A 23,647-nucleotide genomic window follows, 5' to 3' on the forward strand; every position below is an offset into this window, starting at 1 on the left:
CTGACATGACCCCAGGCTGGATTACCACTACGCTGCTGGACAACGACACCCCCGGCGGCTGGGCCGTTGCCCGCAGCCGCGACGGCTTTTTGCATGACACCAATGGCCCGTTGTTCCCCCGGGAATGGCTCAAGCGCCAGGATTTGTCGGTGTTCGCCGAACACGGCATCGGCCACCTCGACGGCGAGCCGGTGTACCTGCTGGAACTCAATACTTCTGCCGAAGTGCCGGGTTGCAGTTGGCAAGGGCTGCGCGGTTTCATGCTGCAAGGCGACCACACGCTGTACAAAGTGTTGGGGTATGCCGCGCAGATCGGCACCTGGGCACGGGAACACCGGTTTTGTGGGAGTTGCGGCCAGCCAATGGTCCAGGTGCCACGTGAGCGTGCGATGCATTGCCAGGCCTGTGACCTGCGTAGCTACCCGAGGATCTCGCCGAGCATGATCGTGCTGGTGACCCGTGGCGACGAGATTTTGCTGGCGCGTTCGCCACGTTTTGTCACGGGGGTGTACAGCACGTTGGCGGGGTTTGCCGAGCCGGGCGAGTCGGCCGAAGACTGCCTGATCCGCGAGGTGCGCGAGGAAGTGCAGGTGGAGGTCAAGAACATCCAGTACATGGGCAGCCAGTGCTGGCCGTTCCCGCATTCGATGATGCTGGGTTTCCATGCCGAGTACGCCGGTGGCGATATCGTGCCTCAGGCCGACGAGATCGAAGACGCGCAGTGGTTCAATATCCACGACTTGCCGCCGTTGCCGGCGTCACGTTCGATTGCGCGTTACCTGATCGACCTCTACCTGGCCCGTCGCCTAGGCCACGCTGAACCAGTGCTGCCAGGCTAGGCGCACGGTCAGGCCAAGGACCACGGTGATGAACACCGGGCGAATGAATTTGGCGCCGCCGCTGATTGCGCTGCGTGCGCCAAAGAACGCGCCACACATCACCGAGACGCCCATGGCCAGGCCGACGATCCAGTCCACCGAACCATTGATGATGAACACCGTCAGCGCCGCCGCGTTGCTGACGAAGTTCATGCTGCGCGCCACACCGCTGGCTTTCACCAGGTCGATGGGGTGCAACAACATCGTGCTGACGGTCCAGAACGCCCCGGTGCCAGGGCCGGCCACACCATCGTAGAAGCCCAGGCCGAAGCCCTGGGTGGATTGCCATTTCTTCTTGATCGGCGCATCGGGGTCCAGCGGCGCCTTGGGCGTGCCACCGAACAACAGGTACACGCCACAGGCGAACACAATCACCGGCAGCATCTTGTTCAGGGTTTCAGCGGGCAGGTAGTGGGCGACCACGGCACCGGTCAACGCACCGATCAACGTGCCGACGATGGCATGCACCCACTGGCGCGGATGGAACAGCTTGCGCCGATAGAAGGTGAAACTGGCGGTGGCCGAGCCGAAGGTGGAGCTGAGCTTGTTGGTGCCCAGTACCAGGTGCGGCGGCATGCCGGCGGTGAGCAGCGCAGGGGTGGTGAGCAAACCGCCACCGCCGGCGATGGCGTCGATGAAACCGGCGATAAAGGCGACAACCGCCAGGATGGCCAGGGTGGTGAGGTCTACGCTGAGTTCGAAGGGCATGGGCAGGGCTTAGAGTGGCGGGGCGCAGAAAGGGGCTGCGCCAAAGGCGCCATCTTACCTGCAACCCACCGGCAACGGTATCAACCGTGACGCTTCTCCAGCCACTCCAACGCCGTCCGCCAGATACAAATCCCCAGGAAATACGCCGACATCACCGACCACAAGCCAAACGTCCATGGGTTGGTGTTCGGGTAATCCATCACCATCAAGAAGCTGCACAGCAGCCAGATTGTGGTTACTGCGATGTTGATCGGCATGAACCGTTTCACCCGGAACGGGTGCAGGAATTTCATCGGCGTCACGGTCAGCAGGGCCAGGCCGATCACGGTGAGCAAGGTGACCCAGGCTTCCGGCTGGATGATATAGACGCACAAGGCCACCACATTCCATGCGGCGGGGAAGCCGACGAAGTAGTTGTCCTTGCTCTTCATGTTGACGTTGCAGAAGCAGAACAGCGACGACACCAGGATCACCGACACGGTGAACAGATGGGTGAATTCCGGCAGGTCGATATAGCGATAGATAAACAGCGCGGGGATAAACACGTAGGTGAGGTAATCAATCACCAGGTCCAGCACCGAGCCGTCGAAGCTCGGCAGTACCGTGCTGACATTCACTCGTCGCGCCAGTGAGCCATCAACCCCGTCTACCACCAGTGCCAGGCCCAGCCACAGCAGGCAGGCCTTGGGTGAGTTTTCCAGCAGCGCCAGGGTGGCCAGGAAGGCCAATACCACACCGGTGGCGGTAAAGCCGTGGGCGCCCCAGGCTTTGAGTCTGGCTACATGCAGGGTCGATATCACGGGCGGTTCTCCAAAAGGTGAAACGGGGCAGCCGACGACGTGACGCCGTCGAGTCTGGCCGGGGAATGCAGGTATCGACCGGGAAGGGGGTAAGAAGGTTCACCACCCCGGTGTTTCACTTAGCGTAGCAAGCGTAAGACGTTTCGGCATCAGCCCTGGCGGAACACCAATGCCTTTAAGCCACTTCGCACATCAATATCAGGAAATTCCGGCGGGTTTTGCAGGCGCTCGACAAAACGCAGGCCCGGTGCCTCGCGGGTGACACCGTCGATCAGGAAGTCTTCGCCGAAGGCCGGGTCATTCATGCACGCCAATACGGTGCCCTGTGGCGTGAGCAGGTCCGGCAGGCGGCGCAGCACGCGCTGGTAGTCCTTGGTCAGCAGGAAGCTGCCTTTCTGGAAGGAGGGCGGATCAATGATCACCAGGTCGTAGGGGCCGTTGTTGGTAACTTTGGCCCAGGACTTGAACAGGTCATGGCCGAGGAAGCTGACGTTGCTCAGGTCATGACCATTCAGGCGATGGTTGTCGCGACCCCGGCTCAGGGCGCCACGGGCCATGTCCAGGTTCACCACGTGGTCGGCGCCGCCTTCGATGGCCGCCACCGAGAAGCCACAGGTGTAGGCAAACAGGTTGAGAACGCGCTGGCCCTTGGCCTGCTCGCGTACCCAGTTGCGGCCGTAACGCATGTCGAGGAACAGCCCGCTATTTTGTTTTTTACCCAGGTCGATCAGGTAGCGCAGGCCGCCTTCGGTGATGGTCAACTCGTCGACAGGGTCGCCCGACAGCCATTCGGTGGTGCTTTGCGGCAGGTAACGGTGTTGCAGGGCGATGGTGTACGTACCGAACTCGGTTTGCAGCAAGTGCTTCAAGGCTTCCAGCTGCGCAGCGTCCGGCTCCTTGAACAACGCCACCAGCAGCACGCCTTGCAACCAGTCCACCGTCAGTTGCTCCAGGCCCGGCCAGCAACGGCCACGGCCGTGGAACAGGCGGCGGGTTTCAGCCGGCGGAGTCGCCAGGGCGGCGAGCAGGTGGGTGTGCAGGGTGGCGAGTGCGTCTGGGGTCATCGTTAAACGTCGGTCGTTGAGCGGGCAGCATTTTAAACACAATTGCGGGCTATCGTCCTGCTTGAGCATAACGTGCTGGCAAAAACACGATTGGCAGTGATTCATGCTCAAAATTCAACGGCGCGCGCCTGATAACAGGCAAAAAATCCTCCCGCACCGACATAAACTGGAAAAAAAAGCCCGGAGGTGCCCATGAACGGTTTCACGAATGCGGTGATGGATCAGCAAGAGTTGGAGGAGTGGCGCGACGCCCTGGCGTCCCTGGTCACCCACGCCGGCCCCGCGCGGGCGCGGCAGATCCTCGACCTGCTGGCCCAGGACGCCAGTGCGCCGCCCATCGACTGGAAACCGCGCCACGGCACGCCCTACATCAATAGCATCAGCGTCGAGCAGCAACCGGCATTCCCCGGCGACCTCGCCACCGAAGAGCGTCTGGCCTCGCTGGTGCGCTGGAATGCCTTGGCCATGGTGGTGCGGGCTAACCAGGCCTACGGCGAGCTGGGTGGTCATATTGCCAGTTACGCCAGTGCGGCGGACTTGTTCGAAGTCGGCTTCAACCACTTTTTTCGCGCCCGCAACGAGGGCTTCGGCGGCGATCTGGTGTTTTATCAGCCACATTCGGCGCCTGGCATCTATGCACGAGCCTTCCTTGAAGGGCGCTTGAGCGAAAGCGACCTGGCCCACTATCGCCAGGAAATAGGCGGGCCCGCGCAGGGCGCACGCGGCCTTTCCAGCTACCCGCACCCGTGGCTGATGCCGGATTTCTGGCAGTTCCCCACCGGTTCCATGGGCATCGGCCCCATCAGTTCGATCTTCCAGGCGCGTTTCATGCGCTACTTGCAGCACCGCAATTTGCAGGACACCACCGACCGCCACGTGTGGGGCGTCTTTGGTGATGGCGAGATGGACGAGCCGGAAAGCATGTCGGCCCTGACCCTGGCCGCCCGCGAAGGCCTGGACAACCTGACCTGGGTGGTCAACTGCAACCTGCAACGCCTCGACGGCCCGGTGCGCGGCAATGGGCGCATCATCGATGAGCTGGAGGCGTTGTTTGCCGGTGCGGGCTGGAACGTGATCAAACTGGTGTGGGGCTCGGACTGGGATGCGTTGTTGGCCAAGGACGCCGACGGTTCACTGGTCAACACTTTGTCCAACACGGTTGACGGTCAATTTCAGACCTTCGCCGCCAAGGACGGTGCCTACAACCGCGAGCACTTCTTCGGCCAGAGCGAGTCCCTGGCCCGGCTGGTCGAGGGCATGAGCGATGAGCAGATCGACCGCCTCAAGCGCGGCGGCCACGACATGGTCAAGATCCACGCCGCCTACCACGCCGCACGGCGGGTCAAAGGCAAACCCACGGTGATCCTGGCCCAGACCAAGAAAGGCTTCGGCATGGGCGAGGCCGGGCAGGGCAAGATGACCACTCACCAGCAGAAGAAGCTGGACCGCGATGCGTTGATCGCCTTCCGCAATCGCTTCCAATTGCCGCTGACCGATGAACAGACCGAATCCCTGAGCTTCTTCAAACCGGCCGAGGACAGCCTGGAGTTGCGCTATCTGCACCAGCGCCGCACAGCGTTGGGCGGCTACGTGCCCAGCCGCAGCCAGGTCGCCGCCCCGGTCAGCGTGCCGGCCGTATCGGGTTACGCCGGCTTCGCCACGGCGGCCGACGGCAAGGAAATGTCCACCACCATGGCGTTCGTGCGCATGTTGACCAACCTGCTCAAGGACAAGGCGCTGGGGCCGCGCATCGTGCCGATCGTGGCGGATGAAGCACGCACGTTTGGCATGGCCAACCTGTTCAAGCAGATTGGCATCTATTCCAGTGTCGGCCAGCGTTACGAGCCGGAAGACATCGGCTCGATCCTCAGCTACCGCGAAGCCACCGACGGGCAGATCCTGGAGGAGGGCATCAGTGAAGCCAGCGCCATCAGTTCCTGGGTCGCGGCGGCCACCAGTTATTCGGTGCATGGCCTGCGCATGTTGCCGTTCTACATCTATTACTCGATGTTCGGCTTCCAGCGCGTCGGCGACCTGATCTGGGCCGCCGCCGACCAACGCGCCCGTGGCTTCCTGCTCGGCGCCACCGCCGGGCGCACCACCCTGGGTGGCGAAGGCTTGCAGCATCAGGATGGCAGCAGCCACCTCACCGCGGCCACCGTGCCCAACTGCCGCGCCTACGACCCGGCGTTCGCCGGGGAATTCGCGGTGATCCTCGACCACGGCATGCGCCAGATGCTGGAACAGGAGGTGGACGAGTTCTACTACGTGACCCTGATGAACGAAAACTACCCGCAGCCCAGCCTGCCGGAAGGGGTTGAAGCGGCGATTATCAAAGGTATGTACCGCCTGCAAGGCACGACCAATGCCCAGGTGCGCCTGCTCGGGTCCGGCACGTTGGTACGCGAGGCGCAAGCGGCGGCACAGTTGCTGGCGGACGATTGGCAGGTGACGAGTGAAGTGTTCAGCGTCACCAGTTTCAGCGAGCTGGCGCGGGATGCACGGGAGATGGAGCGCTGGAACCGGCTGCACCCGCAGGCCGCTGCGCGGATCAGCCATGTGCAGGAATGCTTGCCCAAAGGCGCACCGGTGATTGCGGTGTCCGACTATGTGCGGGCCGTGCCGCAGATGATTGGCTCTTACCTGGATTCCAACTACACCGTGTTGGGCACTGACGGCTTTGGGCGCAGTGATACACGGGCGGCGTTGCGGGATTTTTTTGAGGTGGACCGCCATCACATCGTGCTGGCGGCGTTGACGGCGTTGGTGGAGCAGGGGCGTCTGGAGGCGCGGGTGTGCCAGGAGGCGATTGAGCGTTATGACCTGCAGGCCGAACGCGCAGCCTCCTGGAATTGCTGAGTCAGAAACTGGCTATCAGTGGGGGCCCAAAAGCCTCCCTGATAAACCCCGGCGCGATATACCGCTCGTAATGCGCTTCTGACAGCAGGAAAAACTCCCGGTCAATCGCATCCCGCAGATCCGCCAGGCTGCGCTCGCGAAACTCCGGCAGCAACGCCAGCCCATACGCGTCCAGCTTGGAAATCACTCGCGCACCCCGGGCAATCAGCTGATACGCCCAGCAATACGCCGACTGGTGCGGCATGAAGCGGATCTTGCGCGTCTCAAGCTGCTGACGCAGCAACTGCGCATCAAACACCTCCAACTTGCTGGCCATGACCTGCACCAGCAATTGCTCCAGGCGCAGCCACACTGCCTGTTTCTCGTTGGCGTTGTAGCCGTTCCACTGGATCACTTCATGGTGATAACGCTTGCAGCCCCGGCAGACCAGGTCCCCGTAAACGGTGGAGCACAGGCCGACGCAGGGGGTCTTGATGGTTTGATTGGGCATATAGACGACTATTGTTCAATTTTTTGACGAAGATGTTAGCGTGTGTTTTTGGTGTTTATCTGTGGTCAGGCGGACAAAAAAACAGTTCCGTTTCTACGAGAATAGTATGAACACCATGCTGAAAGCCTTGAGCTTTAGCAGGGGGCACTGATGGTCAGCATTGCCGCCGGGTGCTCCACCCCGGCCTATACAGGAGTCATCATTAATATTACCCGCAGTACCCTGCCTATACGGGTAAATAACATTCCTTGAATATGAGCTTGCTAACTCTGGTCGAACCAATACGGGCAGAATCAAGTAATTTGGATTACGCATCCCTAAGCGGCGGGATCAATCGGACACGTTCTATATGCGTGCGTCATTCACGAATCAGGCAACGCTCCCAAGCGTATTTTGCGGCGCCTTGCTTTAGCGGTTCTTCGTAAACGTGGATGACCTGTTTAGCGAACCTTTGCAGTCGATCGTTCTAGCGCAGGCTTCAAACAGAAGTTTCCCATGAGCCGATTTAGGGCGGCTCATGGGCCAAAGGCTAGTTTCCAGACTCGCCAGAAATATACCCTTGGAGTATTGCACTTAGCCCTTTGGTGGAAATGGATCATCTCCGTAAGTATTGCGCTCGCGAATCTGACCATTCTGTCCATGGATGAACATTTCGCTCTCCTGGTTTATTGCGATCTCACGGGCGATCTTAATTGCTTCTGCTTGGGTACCAACGACCTTCGTGGCTTTTGAGTTTCCTGCACCTTTTACGGCCCAGTCGTTGCCATGGGGGACTACATGTTGATTTTTTTTAGACATGATTAATGATCTCTTCAAAATTTATGTCTGAGCTAAGGCAAACGATTTGCCTGCTCGTAGGGTTAATTTTGGAGCCCAAGATGACTTGCAAATCTTGTCTCCGACGATTAGCCGTTGACACCGCTCGAAGGTCCTCCATAATCACGCCCCGCATTTCCTCAAATGCTTGTGTGATTGTGGTTTTCCCGATCACGGCCCGTATAGGTGGGCTTTGTTCACCAGTACGGTCAAGACCCATAGCCGCCGCACGAACGGTTGCTATGGGTTTCTTGTTTTTGGTCTCTTCTATTTCAAGCGTTGGTCCTTACTCGCGCTCAGGATAGAAATCAATCCCAGCTCAGCGCGCCGCCAGTCTGGTACTCAATCACACGGGTCTCGAAGAAGTTCTTCTCTTTCTTCAAGTCCATGATCTCGCTCATCCACGGGAACGGGTTGGTGGTGCCTGGATACTCTTCCTTCAAGCCAATCTGCGACAGACGACGGTTGGCGATGAATTTGAGGTAGTCCTCCATCATCGCCGCGTTCATCCCCAGCACGCCACGCGGCATGGTATCGCGCGCATATTCGATCTCCAGCTGAGTCCCTTGCAGGATCATCTGGGTCGCTTCTTCCTTCATCTCCGCATCCCACAGATGTGGGTTTTCGATTTTGATCTGGTTGATCACATCGATACCGAAGTTCAGGTGCATCGACTCGTCACGCAGGATGTACTGGAACTGCTCCGCCACGCCGGTCATTTTGTTGCGACGGCCCATGGACAGGATCTGGGTGAAGCCGCAGTAGAAGAAGATGCCTTCCAGCACGCAGTAGTAGGCGACCAGGTTGCGCAGCAGCTCTTTGTCGGTTTCGACGGTGCCGGTTTCGAACTTCGGATCGGAGATCGAACGGGTGTACTTCAGGCCCCAGGCAGCCTTTTTGGCGACCGATGGGATCTCGTGGTACATGTTGAAGATCTCGCCTTCATCCATGGCCAGGGATTCGATGCAGTACTGGTAGGCGTGGGTGTGGATCGCTTCTTCGAAGGCCTGGCGCAGGATGTACTGGCGGCACTCCGGGTTGGTGATCAGGCGGTACACGGCCAGCACCAGGTTGTTGGCCACCAGGGAGTCGGCGGTGGAGAAGAAGCCCAGGTTACGCATGACGATACGACGCTCGTCGTCGGTCAGGCCTTCGGGGTTTTTCCACAGGGCGATGTCGGCGGTCATGTTGACCTCTTGCGGCATCCAGTGGTTGGCGCAGCCGTCGAGGTACTTCTGCCAGGCCCAGTCGTACTTGAAGGGTACGAGTTGATTGAGGTCGGCGCGGCAGTTGATCATGCGTTTTTCGTCAACGGCGACGCGGGCGGCGGAGCCTTCCAGCTCGGCGAGGCCTTCGGCGACGTCGAGTTTGTCGAGGGCGGCTTTGGCGCGGATGATCGCGGCGGAGTCGTTGGCGCTCACGTTACGGGCTTCCAGCGCTGCGGCGGCGCCGGCACCGTCGAGACGGTCCATGTTGGCTTCGCTGGCATGGCCGGCGTTGGCGCCCTTGATCACCGCTGCACCGGTGTCTTCGTTGTCGACTTCATCCCAACTCAGCATGGAAATGCTCCTTCCTGGTATTCGAAAAATAAGTGTTTTTGCAGGCTTCAAGGCATTGAAATACTGCGCATAGTGTGGTCGGTAAATACCGATACTGCACACTATGTAGTGGTCTGTTTTGTTTGTGGGCACACTATATGGTGTGTAACAACGATGGTCAACGCACAAGACGACCGCCATCGTCGCAGGGGGTATGAGCAAAACTCACAGCCCCATGACTTTTAATGGTTACGGCCGCTTTCCTACCCAGTGCTAAAAATTCGCCAACCAGCTCCCCATAACAACAACGAGCGTTTGCGCAATGAAAACACTGGATCTCTACATCGGCGAAGGTTTCGAAGGCCCGGGCGTCAACGCGGCCCACATCAACATCCTGATCGGCCCACGAAACGGCCCGGCGGGCCAGGCGTTCGCCAATAGCCTTGCGTCGCCAAGCCAGGGGCATTGCCCGTTTATGGTGATTGCCCAGCCGAACATTCCGGTCAAGCCCATGACCCTGTACGTCAACAAGGTTGAAATCAGCAGCGATTTGCACGGCAACGCCACCTGGGGCGCGTCCCAGGCCGGTATCGCCAAGGCGGTGCTGGAAGCCCTGCTCGACGGCACCTTGCCGCCGGAAGCCGAAGACGAGTGGGCCATCGTCACCGCGAACTGGGTCAACCCAGGCTGCGATGACCTGGATGCCGTCTACCTGAACAACTACAACGCCTGCCGCACCGCGATCCGCGCCGCCCTGACCGGCACGCCGTTCACCGCGCAATTGGCCGACGTGGTCAACCACATCAGCAACCCTTTCTACACGCCAAAGGCCTGAGGAGATTCCCATGCAATACACTCGATTGGGCAACTCTGGCCTGCAAGTCTCGCGCCTGTGCCTGGGCACTATGAACATGGGCACCCCGGACTGGAAACCGTGGATCTTCGATGAAAAGCAAAGCGAGCCCATCGTCGCCCACGCCCTGGCCAACGGCGTCAACTTCATCGACCTGGCCGACTTCTATTCCGCTGGCGTCGGCGAAGAAGTGGTGGGGCGCATCCTCAAGCGCGTGGCGCGGCGTGACGAGATCGTGGTCACCACCAAGGTCGGCTACGGCACCCGCAGCGGCATCAACGCCAGCGGCCATTCACGCAAGCACATCATGGACAGCATCGACGCGTCCCTGAGTCGCTTAGGCATGGATTACGTCGACGTGTTCATGCTGCATTACTTCGACGTGAACACTCCGGTCGAAGAAACCATGAACGCATTGAACGACATCGTGCGTTCCGGCAAGGCGCGTTACATCGGCGTGTCGACCATGCTCACCGGCCAGTTGGCCAAGATCCTCATGGCTTGCGAGCGCAACGGTTGGGTCAAGCCGATCAACATGCAGCTGCAACTGAACTGCGCCTACCGCGAGGAAGAACGCGAAATGATCCCGTTCTGCCGCGACCAGGGCCTGGGCGTCTCGGTGTTCAGCCCGCTGGCCCGTGGCTTGCTCACCGGCGAAGTGCAGTCGACCCGCAACCAGACCGACTTCTTCACCCAGCAGATGTACAGCGACCAGGCGTCGTTTGACATCGCCCACTCGGTGCAACGTGTGGCCCGCGCCCGTGGCGTGTCCAACGCGCAGATCGCCCAGGCCTGGGTCGCCAACCACCCCGGCGTCGACGTGATGCTGGTGGGCGCCGACACCACCGAACAATTCGATAGCGCACTGGCTGCCTTGGACACCCAACTGGATACCGAGGAACTCCACGAACTGGAGCGCAACTACACCCCGTGCGATGTGATCAACGACTACACCGCCGGCAAGCGCATCCTGCGTGCGGCCCGTCCGGGCCTGGACCGTTTCAACCTGATTGAGGCCGTGGCATGAACCCGCTGATCCGCAAGGGCAACTACATCGATGGTCAATGGTCCAGCGGTGGGCCGACCTACCCGGTGCTCAACCCGGCCAATGGCGCGCTGATCGCTGATGTACAGCGCGCCGCCGGCGAAGAAACCAACCTGGCCATCGACGCCGCCCACCGCGCCTTGCCGGCCTGGCGCAAGCTCACCGCCAAGGAACGCAGCCAGCGCCTCAAGCGCTGGAGCGAGCTGATGCTGAGCAATCAGAAGGACCTGGCGCAACTGCTCAGCCTGGAGCAGGGCAAGCCCCTGGCTGAAGCCATGGGCGAAGTGGTCTACGCCGCGAGCTTTCTGGAATGGTTTGGTGAAGAAGCCAAGCGCGCCTATGGCGACGTGATCCCGAGCCACAAGGCGGATGCGCGGATCATCGTGGTCAAGGAAGCCATCGGTGTGGTCGCGGCGATCACACCGTGGAACTTCCCCCTGGCCATGGTCACCCGCAAGGTCGGCCCGGCGCTGGCGGCGGGGTGCACGATGATCCTCAAACCTTCGGAAGAAACCCCGCTGTCGGCGTTTGCCCTGGCGGTGCTGGCCGAGCAGGCGGGGATTCCGGCGGGGGTGTTCAACATTGTCTCCGGCGATGCCGTGGCGATTGGCGGTGCACTGCAAGCCTCCAGTGTGGTGCGCAAGCTGTCGTTCACCGGCTCGACCCGCACCGGCAAGCTGCTGATGCGCCAGGCGGCGGACACCCTGAAAAAGGTCTCTCTGGAACTGGGCGGCAACGCGCCGTTCATTGTGTTCGACGACGCCGACCTGGACGCCGCCGTCAAAGGCGCCATGGCCTCCAAGTTCCGCAACACCGGGCAGACCTGCGTGTGCGTCAACCGCTTCTTCATCCAGGACGGCGTGTACGACGCCTTCGCCCGCAAACTGGCCGAAGCCGTGAGCGCCATGCGCGTTGGCAGTGCCTTGGACGGCGAAACGGAGCAGGGCCCGCTGATCAACGCCGCTGCGTTGGCCAAGGTCGAAGCCCATGTCGGCGATGCCCTGGAGAAGGGCGCCACGCTGTTGTGCGGCGGCCGTCGCCATGCACTGGGCGGCACCTTCTTTGAACCGACCATCCTCACCGAAGCCCACGGCGACATGCTGATCGCCCAGGAAGAAACCTTCGGGCCGGTGGCCGCGTGCTTCCGTTTCAAGGACGAAGCCGAAGTGCTGCAACGCGCCAATGACACGCCGTTCGGCTTGTCCGCCTACTTCTACAGCCGCGACATCGGCCGCGTGTGGCGCATGGCCGAAGGCCTGGAAGCCGGCATGGTGGGGATCAACGAAGGGATCATCTCCACCGAAGTCGCGCCGTTTGGCGGCATCAAGGAATCGGGCCTGGGCCGTGAAGGTTCCAAGTACGGGCTGGAGGATTACCTGGAAATCAAATACCTGTTGATGGGCGGCCTGTAACCCCCTTGTGATGTGATGATGTAGTGAGCGGGCTTGCTGTGGTGAGCGGGCATTCTTGCGGCGATTCTGGTGTTCGGCGCGATCATTTCCTGGGCCTGGGCCCCGGAAACCAAGGCACTGACCCTGAGCCAGGCGTGCAAGGCCGAGGCACCGCCGATGTCAGGGGTTGCTGACCTGGCCCAGCCACTGCGTAAACAACCGCACCTTGGATAAACCCTGTTTGTCCATCGCCACATCCAGCCAATAGCCATAAGGACCGATCACTTCCACGGGGGTGATCGGCAACAGGCTGCCGTTGGCCAACTCACGTTCAATCATCTGCCGGTCGATCACCGCCAAGCCACCGCCTGCCAGGGCAGTGTGGATCACCTGGTCCAGGGTGCTGAATTCCAGGCCCTGGTCCGCATCAATGTCCTCACGGCCCATGGCCGCCAGCCAGTTTTCCCAGACCTTCAAACGCTTGCCGTCGTGCAGGATATGCAGGAGTGGAAATCGCCGCAGGTCCGGCAGTTGGCCGTCGCTGAACAACTCCGGACTGGCGACCGCGATGTGCCGCTCCATCACCAGCAACTCACTGCTGCAATGCGCTGCGGGTTCCAGGCCGAAACGGATCTGGCAGTCGATTTCCGCCAGGCTGTCGTGGGTCGCCTGGTGGGTGACGCTGAGATTGATGTCCGGGTAACGCTCGCAGAAGCGCCGCAAATGCGCGGACAGCCAACGCGTGGCCCAGGTCGGCGGCGCGACGATGCGCAGGCGCTGGCGCAGGTTGGGCACGCGCACGGCTTGCAGGGCGCGTTCGATATGGTCGAAGGCGTCGCTCAAGTGCGGGGAGAGGGCAAAACCGGCTTCGGTCAGGGACAAGCCTTGGGGCGTGCGGATAAAGAGGGCAACGCCAAGGTAGTCCTCCAGTTGCTTGATCTGGCGGCTGACTGCGCCCTGGGTGACGTTGAGGCCTACGGCGGCCTGGCTGAAGCTGCGGTGGCGGGCGACTTCTTCGAAGACGCGGAGCATGTTGAGAGAGGGAAGGTGGCGCATGGTCCGAGTTCCACACATTGTTTTTATGGTGTTGGTGCTGGCCTCTTCGCGGGCAAGCCCGCTCCCACAGGGGAATGCATTCAAACTGTGGGAGCGGGCTTGCTCGCGAAGGCGTCTGAACTGACGACGCCTATTAGAAGTAATACCCAATGTTCATGTACAGCTGATTCTCCCACTGGTTGCTACCCCCAGCCCCCAGGCTTTGGGTGTAGCTGCTGCCACCAATGTACGGGTCATTCTTGCCAATCAACCACTCCGTCGCAATCCACAACTTGCTGAACGAAAACGACGTACCGAGGATCACCCGCTGCGAGGTCTTGAACTCATCGGCGGACTTATCGAAGGCGCTGTAGTTGGCATACAGCTTCACGCCGCTGACCTGATCCCACAGGTACTTGCCGCCCACGTCATAACTCAGGTCTGCCACATACAGGTTGCCGCGGCTGGCGACGTTGAAGGTGCCGTCATAACCGCCCAGGGTCACCACTTCGTCGGTGCCGGCGTTGCGCGGCGACATCTGTTGGCGCGCCGCCTGCAATTGCAGGCCCCACGGGCCGTTTTTGCCCAGGTAGTGGATGGCTACGGCGTTGCGTCGACCATCGTTGCCGGTGTCTTTGTTTTCCAGGGTGGAGGTGAGGCCGGACAGGCCGACTTCGGATTTCCAGTCGCCCAGGTCCAGGGCCTTGGCCACGCGCAGCACCACGGTGTTGCGTTCCTGGTTGTCGCTGCCGTCGGCGACGTAACTGTCCGCGCCGGAGACCACGCTGGAATAGGTCACGCCCTTGCTGGTGCCCTTGCCTTGCCACGCCGGGCGCAGGTAATAGCCGGCCTGGATATTCCAGTCGCCGGTCTGCTGCACGTATTTGGCGCCGACCTGCTGCACGTCTTCCAGGCCGATCACGTTGCCCAGGGTTTCGTAGAAGGTGCTGCCGAAGTAGGGCTGCAAGCCGAATGGCACGGTGTTCAGGCCCACTTGCACTTGTTGCTCGGGGTTGAACTTGTAGCCGACCCAGGCGAACTTGGCGAACTGGATGTCGCCGTAGTTCTTGGTGTACTGGTAGGGGTACGAACGCCCGTAGAAACGGTACTGCGCCTCGCCGATCCAGCTGTCGGAGTTGTACTTGGCGCTGAGGAACACGGTGTCCAGGCCGAACTTCTGGATGTCGCGGTCCGGGTCGTAGTCCCAGCGCGCGCGGATGGCGCCGCCGAGGTCGAGGTTGTCGGTGACCTGCACGGCCATGGCCGGCGCTGCGAGGGCGCCGAGTACAGGGATGAGGGTGAAGTAGCGCATCGTTGGTCGCATGGTTTTACTCTCGTTTTTAGTTTTTTTGGGCAACAGCAGCCCGTTGCCGCAGCGAACGCTGCGACGCAGGGAAAAGGGTTGAACTCAGTGAGCCGTGGGGCGGATCAGCCGCAAGGGCGGTCCGGCGGCGGGCAGTTCGGACGCGCCCGGTGCGGCCGCCAACAGTGCCTGGGTGTAGGCGTTTTGTGGGCGCAGCAGCACCTGTTCGGCAGTGCCGTACTCCACCACTTCACCCTGGCGCATCACGGCGATGTGGTCGCTGATCTGCGCGGCCACCCGCAGGTCATGGGTGATGAACAGGATGCTCAGGTTCAACTGCTTCTGCAGGTCGGCCAGCAATTCCAGCACCTGTTTCTGCACGGACACATCCAGCGCCGACACGCTTTCATCGGCGATCAGCACTTGCGGGCGCATCGCCAGGGCACGGGCGATGCCGATGCGTTGGCGCTGGCCGCCGGAGAACTGCCGGGGTTTACGCTGCAATGCATCACGCTTGAGGCCGACCTGTTCCAGCAAATCACCGGCCTCGGCCCAGGCATCCTTGGCCGACAACCCACGCAATTGGGCGGCGCGAGCGATGATGTCGCCGACACGGTGGCGCGGGTTCAACGAACCGTAGGGGTCCTGGAAAATCATCTGGATACGCCGCCGATTGGCCGCCAACGCCGAGCCATTCAAGGCCAGGAAATCGGTATCGCCCACCCACACATGCCCACTGTCACTGTCCACCAAGCGAATCGCCGCCTTGACCAGGGTGCTTTTGCCCGAGCCGGACTCGCCGACAATCGCCAGGGTCTTGCCCCGTGGCAGGTTCAGCGACACATTGCGCAGCGCCGCCACCGAGCTGCCGCCGACGGTGTAGGTCTTGGTCAGGTGCTCGATACGCAGCGCCATTTCGCCGTCGGCACTCGGCGCATGCAGCTCCGGGTGCAGCGCCGGCACAGCTGCGATCAGCTTGCGCGTGTAGGCGTGGGCCGGTGCGTTCAGTACCTGGTCGCGCTCACCGATCTCTACCAGGCGGCCGCCTTCCATCACTGCAATGCGGTCGGCGATCTGCGCCACCACGCCGAAGTCATGGGTGATAAACAGAATGCCGTGCTGCCCACGCCCGCGCAGGTCGCGCACCAGCTTCAGCACCTGGGCCTGGGTGGTCACGTCAAGGGCGGTGGTGGGCTCGTCGGCGATCAGCAAATCCGGGTTCATCGCCAAGGCCATGGCGATCACTACGCGCTGGCATTGGCCGCCGGAAAGCTGATGGGGAAAGCTGTTAGCGATGCGCGGCGGGTCCGGCAGTTGGGTGGACTCCAGCAGCGCAAGCATGCGTTCACGGCGCTCGGCGGCGGGCATCTGCGGGGCGTGGATGTCGAAGATTTCTTCGACTTGCTTGCCGATGCGAATCGCCGGGTTCAGCGCCGCCATGGGTTCCTGGAAGATCATCGCGATGCGGTTGCCACGCAGGGCGCGCAAGCGGGCTTCGTCGAGGGTACAGATGTCATCGCCGAGAAAATCGATCACGCCGCCGGCATGTCGCAGGCCTTTGGCGTAGTCGCCCATAATCGCCGCCGACAGCACGGATTTACCCGAGCCCGACTCACCGATCACGCAGAGGATTTCGCCCTTGCGCACTTCCAGGCTGATGCCCTGTACGGCGTGGCTACGGTCGGCGCCCTTGGGCAGCTCGACGCTGAGGTTGTCGACCCGCAATACGGTTTGCTGGCTGTTCATGCTCAACTCCTTGCGCCTTGCTGCGCGTGTTCATCCAGCCCGTCGGCAAGCAGGCTCAGGCCCAGCATCAGGGTGGAGATGGCGATGCAGGGGAAGATCACCAGGTGCGGGAAGGAAATGGCCATGGCGCGGCCGTCGTTGATCATGCCGCCCCAGTCCGGCGTAGGCGGCGGCAGGCCGAGGCCGAGGAAACCCAAGGCACCGATCATGATCGCGGTGTAACCGATGCGCAGGCAGAAATCGACGATCAGCGGCCCGCCGCAGTTGGGCAATATTTCCACCAGCATGATGCGCAGTGAGCCTTCGCCTTGGGTGATGGCGCTGAGCACGTAGTCGCGCGACCGGATGTCGATGGTCAACGCGCGCATGATGCGAAAGATCGCCGGGGCGCTGGTGAAGGTCACCGCAATCAGGATATTCAGCGCCGAGGCGCCGAGGGCGATGATGATCACGATGTACAACACCAGCACCGGGAACGACAGCACGGTATCGGCCACGTAGGACAGCGCCGCGTCCACCCAGCCGTTGAAATAACCGGCGCACAGGCCCATGGCAATGCCCACGGCAAACGCGGTGAGGGTGGCGAGGATCGACCAGAACAGCACGGTGCGCGTGCCCCAGATCAAGCGCGAAAGGATGTCGCGGCCAATCATGTCGGTGCCAAGCAAGAAGCGTGCGCCGTCTTCGCCAGCCGTCATCGGCGTGAGCAACGGTGTGAAGCTTTCCAGCGGATCATGGGGCGCCAGCCACGGCGCGCACAGGGCGATCAGCACCCAGCCGCCGACCAGCAGCAGGCCGAGCAGGGCCAGGGGATGTTTGAAGGCGTTGAGCAGGTTCATTGGCGGCCTCCGCCGAGACTGTGCAGGGTGATGCGCGGGTTGAGCCAGGTGTAGGCCAGGTCCGAGAAGATCTTGCTGATACCCACCACCACGCCGCTGATCATTGCGCAGGCTTCGATCAGGTAGACGTCATGGTTGAGCGACGCGGTGTACAGCAGCGAGCCGAAGCCCTTGTAGGCGAAAAACACCTCCACCACGATGACGTTCGACAGCAGCCACGGGATGTACAGCATGATCACCGTGACCGGCGCGATCAGCACGTTGCGCAACGCGTGGCGCAGCACAATGCGCGTAGTGGACGCGCCTTTGAGCCGTGCGGTGCGGATATACGGCGCTTGCATCACTTCCACCATCGACGCGCGGGTAATGCGCGCCAGGTAGCCAATGCCGAACAGGCACAGCACCATCAGCGGCAGCACCAGTTCCACGGCGCTGAAGCCATCGCTCATGCTGCTTACGCCGGGCAGCCAGTTGAGCCAGAACACGAAGATTGCCGAGACGAACACCGCACTGGCGAAGTCCGGGATCGAGGTGGTGACAATCGACAGGAACGACACCAGCCGGTCGATCAACGAGCCCTGGCGAATCCCGGCGAGGATGCCCAGGGTCAACGCCACCGGCACCATGACCAGCAACGCCAGCCCGGCCAGGGTCAGGGTTTGCCACAGGTTGGGCAGCAGCAGTTTCAACACCGGCTCGCGAAAGTACACCGAGGTGCCCCAGTCGCCGGTCACGAAGTCCTTGAGCCACACCAGGTAGCGCCACACGAAGGGTTGGTTGTAGCCATGTTCCAACAGCCACGCCGCGCGCTGGTCGGCGGCGGAGTAGGGGCCGAGGACGTTGATTGCCACGTCCTCGATGTTCAGCTCCAGGGCCAGGAACACGATCAGCGACACCGACAGCAGTGTCGCTAACAGCATCAGCAGTTTGCGCAATAGAAAATGAGCCATCAGGTGCATGCTCCGACGGGTAATGGGAGGTGTGTTGCGCCAGTAATTCAGGCACTCAGCCAGACATTGCCCATGGGGTAGAAGTCGGAAGGGTGCACCTGGAAGCCCTGCACCTTTTTGCTCACGGCGGTGAACTTGTCGCCCCAGAACGGCTGCACGATCACGCAAGCGTCCTGCAGGATCTGCTCGACGCTCTGCATGGCCGCCGCACGTTGTTTCGGGTCGATGATGCCCATGGCCTTGTCCAGCGCGGCGTCGAAGGCCGGGTCGCTGTAGTGGCTTTCGTTCCAGGCGCCACCGCCACGGTAGGCCAATTCCAGGGACATCACGCCGAGCGGGCGATGGGCCCAGTAGGTCAGACTGAACGCGGCCTTGTCCCAGATCGGCCAGTATTGTGCGGCCGGGACCACTTTGAGGTTGATGCGGATCCCGGCTTCCAGGCAGTTTTGCTGCAGGATTTGCGCGCAGTCCTGCTCATAACGACCCTGGGTGTTGCCGACGATCAGGTCGATGTCCAGGCCATTGGCAAAACCGGCCTCGACCAGCAGTTTTTTCGCCGCCGCCACATCGCGTTCGCGCTTGGGCAGTGGGAAATATTCAGGATGGGAAGGGGCCACATGATGGTCCTCGCCCAGGGTGCCCATGCCTCGATAGGCGACCTTGAGCATCTGCGCGTTGTCGGCGCAGAGCACCACGGCTTTACGCACGCGCACATCGGTGAAGGGCTTCTGGTCGCAGGCCATGCGCATCACCACGGTCTGCGCGGATTTGCAGCTGAGCAGTTGCGCACCGGGCAGGCGCTTGGCCAGGTCCAACTCGGCCACGGTGACGCGGTACAGCACGTCGACTTGGCCGGCTTGCAGGGCGGCGAGGTGGGTGGATACGTCAGTGCCCATGTCGATGTAGCGCAGCTCGTCGAGGTTGGCCGGTTTGCCCCAATAGTCGGCGCGCTTGGTGAAGGTCGCCTGCTTGTTCACGGCAAACGACACCAGCTTGAACGGCCCGGTGGCCAATGGGTTTTTCGCCCAGTCATCGCCGGCCTTGAAGCTGCGGTGCACCAGGGCGCAGGTGAAGGCGTTGAGCATTTCCGGGATCGCCAGGATCGGCCGCTTGAGTTGCAGGCGGAACTGGTAGTCGCTGACTTTTTCGAAGGCCTTGATGTCCTGGAACGCGGTGCGGTTGACCGACTTGGAGTCGGCGGCAATCCAGCGCTGGATATTGTGCTGCACGTCATCGGCGTTGAAGCTGTCGCCGTTGCTCCACTTCACGTCCTGGCGCAGGTTGAAGGTCCAGGTGGTGAGATCCTCTGATGGGCTCCAGTTTTCGGCGAGGTACGGGTGGGTGATGTTATCGGCGTCGACCCAGGTCAGGTATTCCAGGGAGTTGCGCAACAGGTTCGAGGCTTCGATCCAGGTGATCAGCATCGGGTCCTGGATTTCCTGGATGGCGCAGGCAAACCGCAGGCTGCCGCCTTGACGGGCGGGCGTGCCGTCGGCCGCCTGGGCGTCGCTGCCGAGCAAGGCTGAACCGATGAAGGTGGAGGCACTGGCCGCGGTGATGCCGAGCAGGGCGGCGGTGCGCAGGAATTGGCGGCGGTTGATCTCGCCGCGCTGCACTTGGGTGCACAGTGCGTCGACAGCGGGGTGCGGCGCGTTACCGTCCAGGGTCGCTAGAACGTTGGAGTCGGACATGGGGCTGCTCTCATGTTGTTTTTATTAGAGATGCCCGCAGTTTTGTGATTTGCGCAAAGATCGACAAACGATAAATTCAGCCGTTAAACGTTCATTAAACGCATGTTAGTCCGCGTCAGGGCGCCAAGGTGTGGAGATAGACGGGCTGGCAGATACAAAAAATCATGTTGGCTAGGAAACCTCCTACGGATCGTGGGATGCTTGGCGCCTCGTCAGTCGTCTTCGAGTGCCTTTCATGAAACGCAAAATGCCCGGTCTCAATGCCCTCAAGGCTTTCGAGGTGGCCGGCAGCACCGGCAGTTTTACCCGGGCTGCGGAGCTGTTGAACGTGACCCAGAGCGCGGTCAGCCGCCAGGTCCGGCAGTTGGAAGAACAGTTGGGCGAGAACCTGCTGGAACGGCGTCATCACCACTTGGAGCTGACCAGCGCCGGGCGCGTACTGCTGCGTGCGCTGCACCAATCCTTCGACAAGATCGAGTTGACTGTGCGCAGTATCCAGCAGAAAACCCACTCCAATCGCCTGCACGTCAATGCGCCGCCGACCTTTACCAGCCGCTGGTTGATGCCGCGCCTGGGGCGCCTGCGTGAGGCCCACCCGGAGCTGGAGTTGAGCATCACCACTTGCTTGCAGGACAGCCTGGCACAGACCAGCACGCTCGATTGTGCGATTCGTTTTGGCAATGGTGAATGGGATGGCTTGGACAGTTCGTTGTTGATTCAGGAGCGGCATATTGCGGTGTGTGCGCCGTCGCTGTATGCCCGTGAGTGCAGCGATGGGGTGGACTTGAATCGCATGACTTTGCTGCATGTGTTGGCCAGTGAGGATCAGCGGTATCTTACGTGGAAACATTGGTTGGATGCGGCGCGGATCCATGGGGTGGATACCCAGGGTGGGTATGAGTTCGATCTGTTGGATCTGGCTATTCGGGCGGCTACGGATGGGTTGGGGATTACCATTGCTGACTGGCATATGGTGGCGGCGGAGTTGGCGGCTGGGCAGTTGACTCAGGTGTTGAATGTGCATGTGGAGGGGCATCAGTCGTATTGGTTGGTGACTCGGCCGGAGCAGACGGATATGCCGCAGTTGCAGGTGTTTGGGCAGTGGTTGCAGGAGGAAATTTGGTTGGCGCAACGGCAGTTGGAGCCTTCTACGGCGGCTAGCTGATTGGGTAGGGGTACATATCCGTTATTTGGGTAACGGCGGGTATTGGTTCCGCCCTTACGGCGGGTCACTTTGGAAAAGAGCCGGAATGCCGGCCCAGCCCAAAGTAACCAAAGGGCTCTTGCCCCAACACTCGGCACCTCGCCTAGGCTCGGTGTGCCCGTAATCCGACAGTGATTTGGGGGGCCGCCTAGGATCAAAATCAAAAGCAAAGCACAGCGGCCTGACAGCCGGCTTGAGTGGTGTGGAGCAAAAGCAAGGGCGAACCAGCCATTTGGTTCTGGTGAGGCTATAGGCTGATCTTGATCTGCGCACACAACCCACCTTCCGGCCGGTTGCTCAAGGTCAGCGTGCCGCCAATCGCGACCACCAATTGCTGGGCAATCGCCAAACCCAGGCCGGTGCCGCCGGTGCCGCGGTTGCGGGAGCTTTCCACGCGGTAGAACGGTTGCATCACCTGGATCAGTTCGTCTTCGGCGATGCCGGGGCCGTTGTCCAGGACCTTGATCGACAGTTCGCCATTGGCCGTGGAGCCGACTTCCAGTTGTGCGGCGCCGGCAAATTTGAGGGCGTTGTCCACGAGGTTCACCAGTACCCGGCGCAGGGCGTGGGGGCGGGTGTCGAGGACCACGGCGCTTTTGCCGCTGAGGCTGACCTGTTTGTGCATGTCTTGGTAATCAAATACCAGGCTGTCGAGGAAGGCGTCGAGGTTGATGCGGTGGCTGGCTTCGGTGGCGCCGTGGACGCTGCGCGCATAGGCCACGCCTTCGCGCACCAGGTGTTCCATCTCGCCCAGGTCGCTCCAGAGTTTGTCGCGTTCGGCGCAGTCCTCCATGAATTCGGCGCGCAGTTTCATGCGGGTGATCGGGGTTTGCAGGTCGTGAGAAATCGCCGCGAGGATCTGCATGCGTTCCTTGAGGTATTCGGCGATGCGTTTTTGCATTTCGTTGAACGCGGCGGCGGCGTGGGCGACTTCGGTGGGGCCGTTTTCGTCCAGCGGCGTTGGGTGGGCGTTGGGGTCGAGGGTTTCCACGGCGCGCGCCAGGCGGGTCAATGGGCGGATGGCCAGGCGCACGGCGATCCAAGTGCAACCCAGCAACAACGCGAGTTGCAGCACCAGCACCACTGGCAGCCAATAGGCAACGGGGATCATGGCGGGGCGGACGTCAATGGTAATCGGGCTGCCATCGGCCAGGGTCAGGTGCGCCTGGAAGTGTTTTTGCATGCCGGGGATGTCGCGGAAGGTCAGCGCGTAGTGTTCGCCCAGCGCGTCTGCGATAGAGGTGGCGGCCATGGGCACATCATCGCTGCTCATCGGTTCGCCGGTTTCGCCGGCATTGAGCAGGTAGCGATAGTTCTGCCGGTCGAGACGCGATAGCCAACTGGCGCGTTCGTTGGCCGGCAGGCGGTCGAGAATGGCCACCGAGGTGGACACATCGTTTTCCAGGTTGCCCAGCATGGCGGTGCGCGCACTGATGTAGCGCTCATAGAACTGCGCGCTGAAGGACAAACCATGGGCGCACACCAGGCTGATCAGGAAGATCAGCGACAACTGTGACGCCAGGGTACGCGGCCAGCCAAACCTTAAGCTCATTGCTCGGCCCCGAGGATTTCCACCGGCAGCGAGAACACGTAGCCCTCGCTGCGCACGGTCTTGATGTAGGCCGGTTCGCGGGCATCATCCAGCAGGCGTTGGCGCAGGCGGCTCACCAGCAGGTCGATGGAACGGTCGAACAGGTCGGCATCGCGGCCTTGGGTCAGGTTGAGCAACTGGTCGCGGTTGAGCACGCGTTGCGGGTGGTCGAGAAACACCCGCAGCAGCCGGTATTCGGCACCGCTCAGGGCCACCAGGGTGTCGTCTTCGTCGAGCAGGTGGCGGGCGGTGGTGTCCAGGCGCCAGCGACCGAAACGGATCAGCCGTCCGGTTTCGCTGACCACCAGGTTCGGTGGAAGCATCCGTGTGCGGCGCAATACGGCGTTGATACGCGCCAGCAATTCACGGGCGGCGAAGGGTTTGACCAGGTAGTCGTCGGCGCCCATTTCCAGGCCGATGATGCGGTCGGTTTCATCGTTGCGCGCGGTGAGCATCAGCACCGGCGTGGCCTTGTGCTTGCCCACCCGCAGTTCGCGGCACAGCTGCAAGCCATCGTCGCCGGGCATCATGATGTCCAGCACGATCAGGTCCACTGGCGTGGTGTCGAGGAAGCTGCGCATCTGGCGGCCGTCGGCGACCACGGTGGTGCGCATGCCGTTTTTCTTCAGGTAGTTGCCTACCAGCTCGCGGATCTCCCGGTCGTCATCGACGATCAGGATGTGATCGACATGATCCATGCTGCTTTCCTCGTTAATTACTCATTGGGGCGCAGTCTAGCCACTGTCGCTACCTTTGCCTTGTGCCCTTTGTATTGCAGTGTATCTGGCGATAAGGAGATACACGATGAAGCAAAATGGCGGGTTTGATGCGCCAAGATCGGGGTGA

At 61.4% G+C, this 23,647-nt stretch carries 20 protein-coding genes and 1 pseudogene; 7 read left to right on the top strand and 14 right to left on the bottom strand.

The genetic code is table 11. The features are described from left to right. Positions 1-5: 5 nt before the first annotated feature. On the top strand, positions 6-839 hold the full coding sequence (gene nudC / locus ACP7EW_RS29910; protein ID WP_426221697.1) for an NAD(+) diphosphatase: 834 nt from the start codon (positions 6-8) through the stop codon (positions 837-839). Here the strand turns inward: nudC and ACP7EW_RS29915 are convergent. The 3 genes from ACP7EW_RS29915 to ACP7EW_RS29925 form a co-directional block, all read right to left on the bottom strand. Then, entirely contained in the window at positions 807-1,586 is a 780-nt protein-coding gene (locus ACP7EW_RS29915; RefSeq protein WP_426221698.1) for a TSUP family transporter, read from the bottom strand. The genes nudC and ACP7EW_RS29915 overlap by 33 nt on opposite strands. Positions 1,587-1,666: 80 nt before the next feature. Next, positions 1,667-2,386 (bottom strand): phosphatidylcholine synthase, encoded by a 720-nt coding sequence (gene pcsA, locus ACP7EW_RS29920; RefSeq protein ID WP_426221699.1) that lies wholly within the window; start codon positions 2,384-2,386, stop codon positions 1,667-1,669. 149 nt (positions 2,387-2,535) lie between these two features. Then, positions 2,536-3,450: a class I SAM-dependent methyltransferase gene (locus ACP7EW_RS29925; RefSeq protein WP_038847916.1), complete on the bottom strand. Its 915-nt coding sequence runs from the start codon at positions 3,448-3,450 to the stop codon at positions 2,536-2,538. A 192-nt stretch (positions 3,451-3,642) separates the two neighbouring features. Between ACP7EW_RS29925 and mdeB the strand changes: the two genes are divergently transcribed. Beyond that, positions 3,643-6,309, top strand: a complete 2,667-nt coding sequence (gene mdeB / locus ACP7EW_RS29930) for an alpha-ketoglutarate dehydrogenase (protein ID WP_426221700.1) — start codon at positions 3,643-3,645, stop codon at positions 6,307-6,309. Position 6,310: 1 nt separating this feature from the next. Here mdeB and ACP7EW_RS29935 read toward each other — a convergent pair whose 3' ends face one another. The 3 genes from ACP7EW_RS29935 to ACP7EW_RS29945 form a co-directional block, all read right to left on the bottom strand. Then, positions 6,311-6,799: a DUF1289 domain-containing protein gene (locus ACP7EW_RS29935; protein WP_426221701.1), complete on the bottom strand. Its 489-nt coding sequence runs from the start codon at positions 6,797-6,799 to the stop codon at positions 6,311-6,313. A gap of 573 nt (positions 6,800-7,372) precedes the next feature. Continuing rightward, positions 7,373-7,597 carry a DUF2188 domain-containing protein gene (locus ACP7EW_RS29940; RefSeq protein WP_426221702.1) on the bottom strand — a complete coding sequence of 75 codons (225 nt, stop codon included), beginning with the start codon at positions 7,595-7,597 and terminating at the stop codon, positions 7,373-7,375. 326 nt (positions 7,598-7,923) lie between these two features. Then, positions 7,924-9,174 (bottom strand): ribonucleotide-diphosphate reductase subunit beta, encoded by a 1,251-nt coding sequence (locus tag ACP7EW_RS29945; RefSeq protein ID WP_426221703.1) that lies wholly within the window; start codon positions 9,172-9,174, stop codon positions 7,924-7,926. A gap of 301 nt (positions 9,175-9,475) precedes the next feature. On the opposite strand from ACP7EW_RS29945, the gene fae reads away from it, so the two are divergent. The 4 genes and pseudogenes from fae to ACP7EW_RS29965 all read left to right on the top strand — a co-directional run. After that, positions 9,476-9,988, top strand: a complete 513-nt coding sequence (fae, locus tag ACP7EW_RS29950; protein ID WP_426221704.1) for a formaldehyde-activating enzyme — start codon at positions 9,476-9,478, stop codon at positions 9,986-9,988. 10 nt (positions 9,989-9,998) lie between these two features. Then, positions 9,999-11,033, top strand: a complete 1,035-nt coding sequence (locus tag ACP7EW_RS29955; protein WP_426221705.1) for an aldo/keto reductase — start codon at positions 9,999-10,001, stop codon at positions 11,031-11,033. Next, positions 11,030-12,463 (top strand): NAD-dependent succinate-semialdehyde dehydrogenase, encoded by a 1,434-nt coding sequence (locus tag ACP7EW_RS29960; RefSeq protein ID WP_426221706.1) that lies wholly within the window; start codon positions 11,030-11,032, stop codon positions 12,461-12,463. The genes ACP7EW_RS29955 and ACP7EW_RS29960 overlap by 4 nt, the downstream gene beginning before the upstream one ends. Positions 12,464-12,511: 48 nt before the next feature. Further along, positions 12,512-12,676 (top strand): annotated as a pseudogene (locus tag ACP7EW_RS29965) (MFS transporter); the annotation flags it as partial. On the opposite strand, the gene ACP7EW_RS29970 reads toward ACP7EW_RS29965, so the two are convergent. From ACP7EW_RS29970 to ACP7EW_RS29995, 6 genes are all read right to left on the bottom strand, one after another. Then, positions 12,623-13,498, bottom strand: a complete 876-nt coding sequence (locus tag ACP7EW_RS29970) for a LysR substrate-binding domain-containing protein (RefSeq protein WP_426221707.1) — start codon at positions 13,496-13,498, stop codon at positions 12,623-12,625. The pseudogene ACP7EW_RS29965 and the gene ACP7EW_RS29970 sit on opposite strands and share 54 nt — an antisense overlap. Before the next feature lie 133 nt (positions 13,499-13,631). After that, positions 13,632-14,801, bottom strand: a complete 1,170-nt coding sequence (locus ACP7EW_RS29975) for a hypothetical protein (RefSeq protein ID WP_025999685.1) — start codon at positions 14,799-14,801, stop codon at positions 13,632-13,634. An 84-nt stretch (positions 14,802-14,885) separates the two neighbouring features. Then, the gene (locus tag ACP7EW_RS29980; protein ID WP_033899616.1) at positions 14,886-16,526 is read right to left on the bottom strand and encodes a dipeptide ABC transporter ATP-binding protein; all 1,641 of its coding nucleotides are present in this window, start codon (positions 16,524-16,526) and stop codon (positions 14,886-14,888) included. A 2-nt stretch (positions 16,527-16,528) separates the two neighbouring features. Continuing rightward, positions 16,529-17,365: an ABC transporter permease gene (locus ACP7EW_RS29985; RefSeq protein WP_269133990.1), complete on the bottom strand. Its 837-nt coding sequence runs from the start codon at positions 17,363-17,365 to the stop codon at positions 16,529-16,531. Further along, positions 17,362-18,315 carry an ABC transporter permease gene (locus tag ACP7EW_RS29990; protein ID WP_177112784.1) on the bottom strand — a complete coding sequence of 318 codons (954 nt, stop codon included), beginning with the start codon at positions 18,313-18,315 and terminating at the stop codon, positions 17,362-17,364. Before ACP7EW_RS29990 ends, ACP7EW_RS29985 begins: the two co-directional genes overlap by 4 nt. A 47-nt stretch (positions 18,316-18,362) precedes the next feature. Then, a complete protein-coding gene (locus ACP7EW_RS29995) occupies positions 18,363-20,006 on the bottom strand; it encodes an ABC transporter substrate-binding protein (protein ID WP_426221708.1) in 1,644 nt (547 codons plus the stop codon). Between the two features lie 235 nt (positions 20,007-20,241). Here ACP7EW_RS29995 and ACP7EW_RS30000 point away from each other — a divergent pair, with 235 nt between their 5' ends. Then, a complete protein-coding gene (locus tag ACP7EW_RS30000) occupies positions 20,242-21,171 on the top strand; it encodes a LysR substrate-binding domain-containing protein (protein WP_426221709.1) in 930 nt (309 codons plus the stop codon). Positions 21,172-21,457: 286 nt separating this feature from the next. Here the strand turns inward: ACP7EW_RS30000 and ACP7EW_RS30005 are convergent, their stop codons facing one another. Next, a complete protein-coding gene (locus ACP7EW_RS30005) occupies positions 21,458-22,762 on the bottom strand; it encodes an ATP-binding protein (protein WP_426221710.1) in 1,305 nt (434 codons plus the stop codon). Continuing rightward, a complete protein-coding gene (locus tag ACP7EW_RS30010) occupies positions 22,759-23,499 on the bottom strand; it encodes a response regulator (RefSeq protein ID WP_028616631.1) in 741 nt (246 codons plus the stop codon). The genes ACP7EW_RS30005 and ACP7EW_RS30010 overlap by 4 nt, the downstream gene beginning before the upstream one ends. Between the last annotated feature and the right edge of the window lie 148 nt (positions 23,500-23,647).

Source organism: Pseudomonas sp. DWRC2-2, from assembly GCF_049897885.1.
GTDB lineage: Bacteria > Pseudomonadota > Gammaproteobacteria > Pseudomonadales > Pseudomonadaceae > Aquipseudomonas > Aquipseudomonas azotoformans_A.

Excerpts from the sequence above, each read along its gene's own strand:
- nudC (WP_426221697.1), top strand. The coding sequence starts at position 6 with ATGACCCCAGGCTGGATTACCACTACGCTGCTGGACAACGACACCCCC.
- ACP7EW_RS29915 (WP_426221698.1), bottom strand. The coding sequence starts at position 1,586 with ATGCCCTTCGAACTCAGCGTAGACCTCACCACCCTGGCCATCCTGGCG.
- ACP7EW_RS29925 (WP_038847916.1), bottom strand. The coding sequence starts at position 3,450 with ATGACCCCAGACGCACTCGCCACCCTGCACACCCACCTGCTCGCCGCC.
- mdeB (WP_426221700.1), top strand. The coding sequence starts at position 3,643 with ATGAACGGTTTCACGAATGCGGTGATGGATCAGCAAGAGTTGGAGGAG.
- ACP7EW_RS29935 (WP_426221701.1), bottom strand. The coding sequence starts at position 6,799 with ATGCCCAATCAAACCATCAAGACCCCCTGCGTCGGCCTGTGCTCCACC.
- ACP7EW_RS29940 (WP_426221702.1), bottom strand. The coding sequence starts at position 7,597 with ATGTCTAAAAAAAATCAACATGTAGTCCCCCATGGCAACGACTGGGCC.
- ACP7EW_RS29945 (WP_426221703.1), bottom strand. The coding sequence starts at position 9,174 with ATGCTGAGTTGGGATGAAGTCGACAACGAAGACACCGGTGCAGCGGTG.
- fae (WP_426221704.1), top strand. The coding sequence starts at position 9,476 with ATGAAAACACTGGATCTCTACATCGGCGAAGGTTTCGAAGGCCCGGGC.
- ACP7EW_RS29955 (WP_426221705.1), top strand. The coding sequence starts at position 9,999 with ATGCAATACACTCGATTGGGCAACTCTGGCCTGCAAGTCTCGCGCCTG.
- ACP7EW_RS29960 (WP_426221706.1), top strand. The coding sequence starts at position 11,030 with ATGAACCCGCTGATCCGCAAGGGCAACTACATCGATGGTCAATGGTCC.
- ACP7EW_RS29970 (WP_426221707.1), bottom strand. The coding sequence starts at position 13,498 with ATGCGCCACCTTCCCTCTCTCAACATGCTCCGCGTCTTCGAAGAAGTC.
- ACP7EW_RS29975 (WP_025999685.1), bottom strand. The coding sequence starts at position 14,801 with ATGCGACCAACGATGCGCTACTTCACCCTCATCCCTGTACTCGGCGCC.
- ACP7EW_RS29980 (WP_033899616.1), bottom strand. The coding sequence starts at position 16,526 with ATGAACAGCCAGCAAACCGTATTGCGGGTCGACAACCTCAGCGTCGAG.
- ACP7EW_RS29985 (WP_269133990.1), bottom strand. The coding sequence starts at position 17,365 with ATGAACCTGCTCAACGCCTTCAAACATCCCCTGGCCCTGCTCGGCCTG.
- ACP7EW_RS29990 (WP_177112784.1), bottom strand. The coding sequence starts at position 18,315 with ATGGCTCATTTTCTATTGCGCAAACTGCTGATGCTGTTAGCGACACTG.
- ACP7EW_RS29995 (WP_426221708.1), bottom strand. The coding sequence starts at position 20,006 with ATGTCCGACTCCAACGTTCTAGCGACCCTGGACGGTAACGCGCCGCAC.
- ACP7EW_RS30000 (WP_426221709.1), top strand. The coding sequence starts at position 20,242 with ATGAAACGCAAAATGCCCGGTCTCAATGCCCTCAAGGCTTTCGAGGTG.
- ACP7EW_RS30005 (WP_426221710.1), bottom strand. The coding sequence starts at position 22,762 with ATGAGCTTAAGGTTTGGCTGGCCGCGTACCCTGGCGTCACAGTTGTCG.
- ACP7EW_RS30010 (WP_028616631.1), bottom strand. The coding sequence starts at position 23,499 with ATGGATCATGTCGATCACATCCTGATCGTCGATGACGACCGGGAGATC.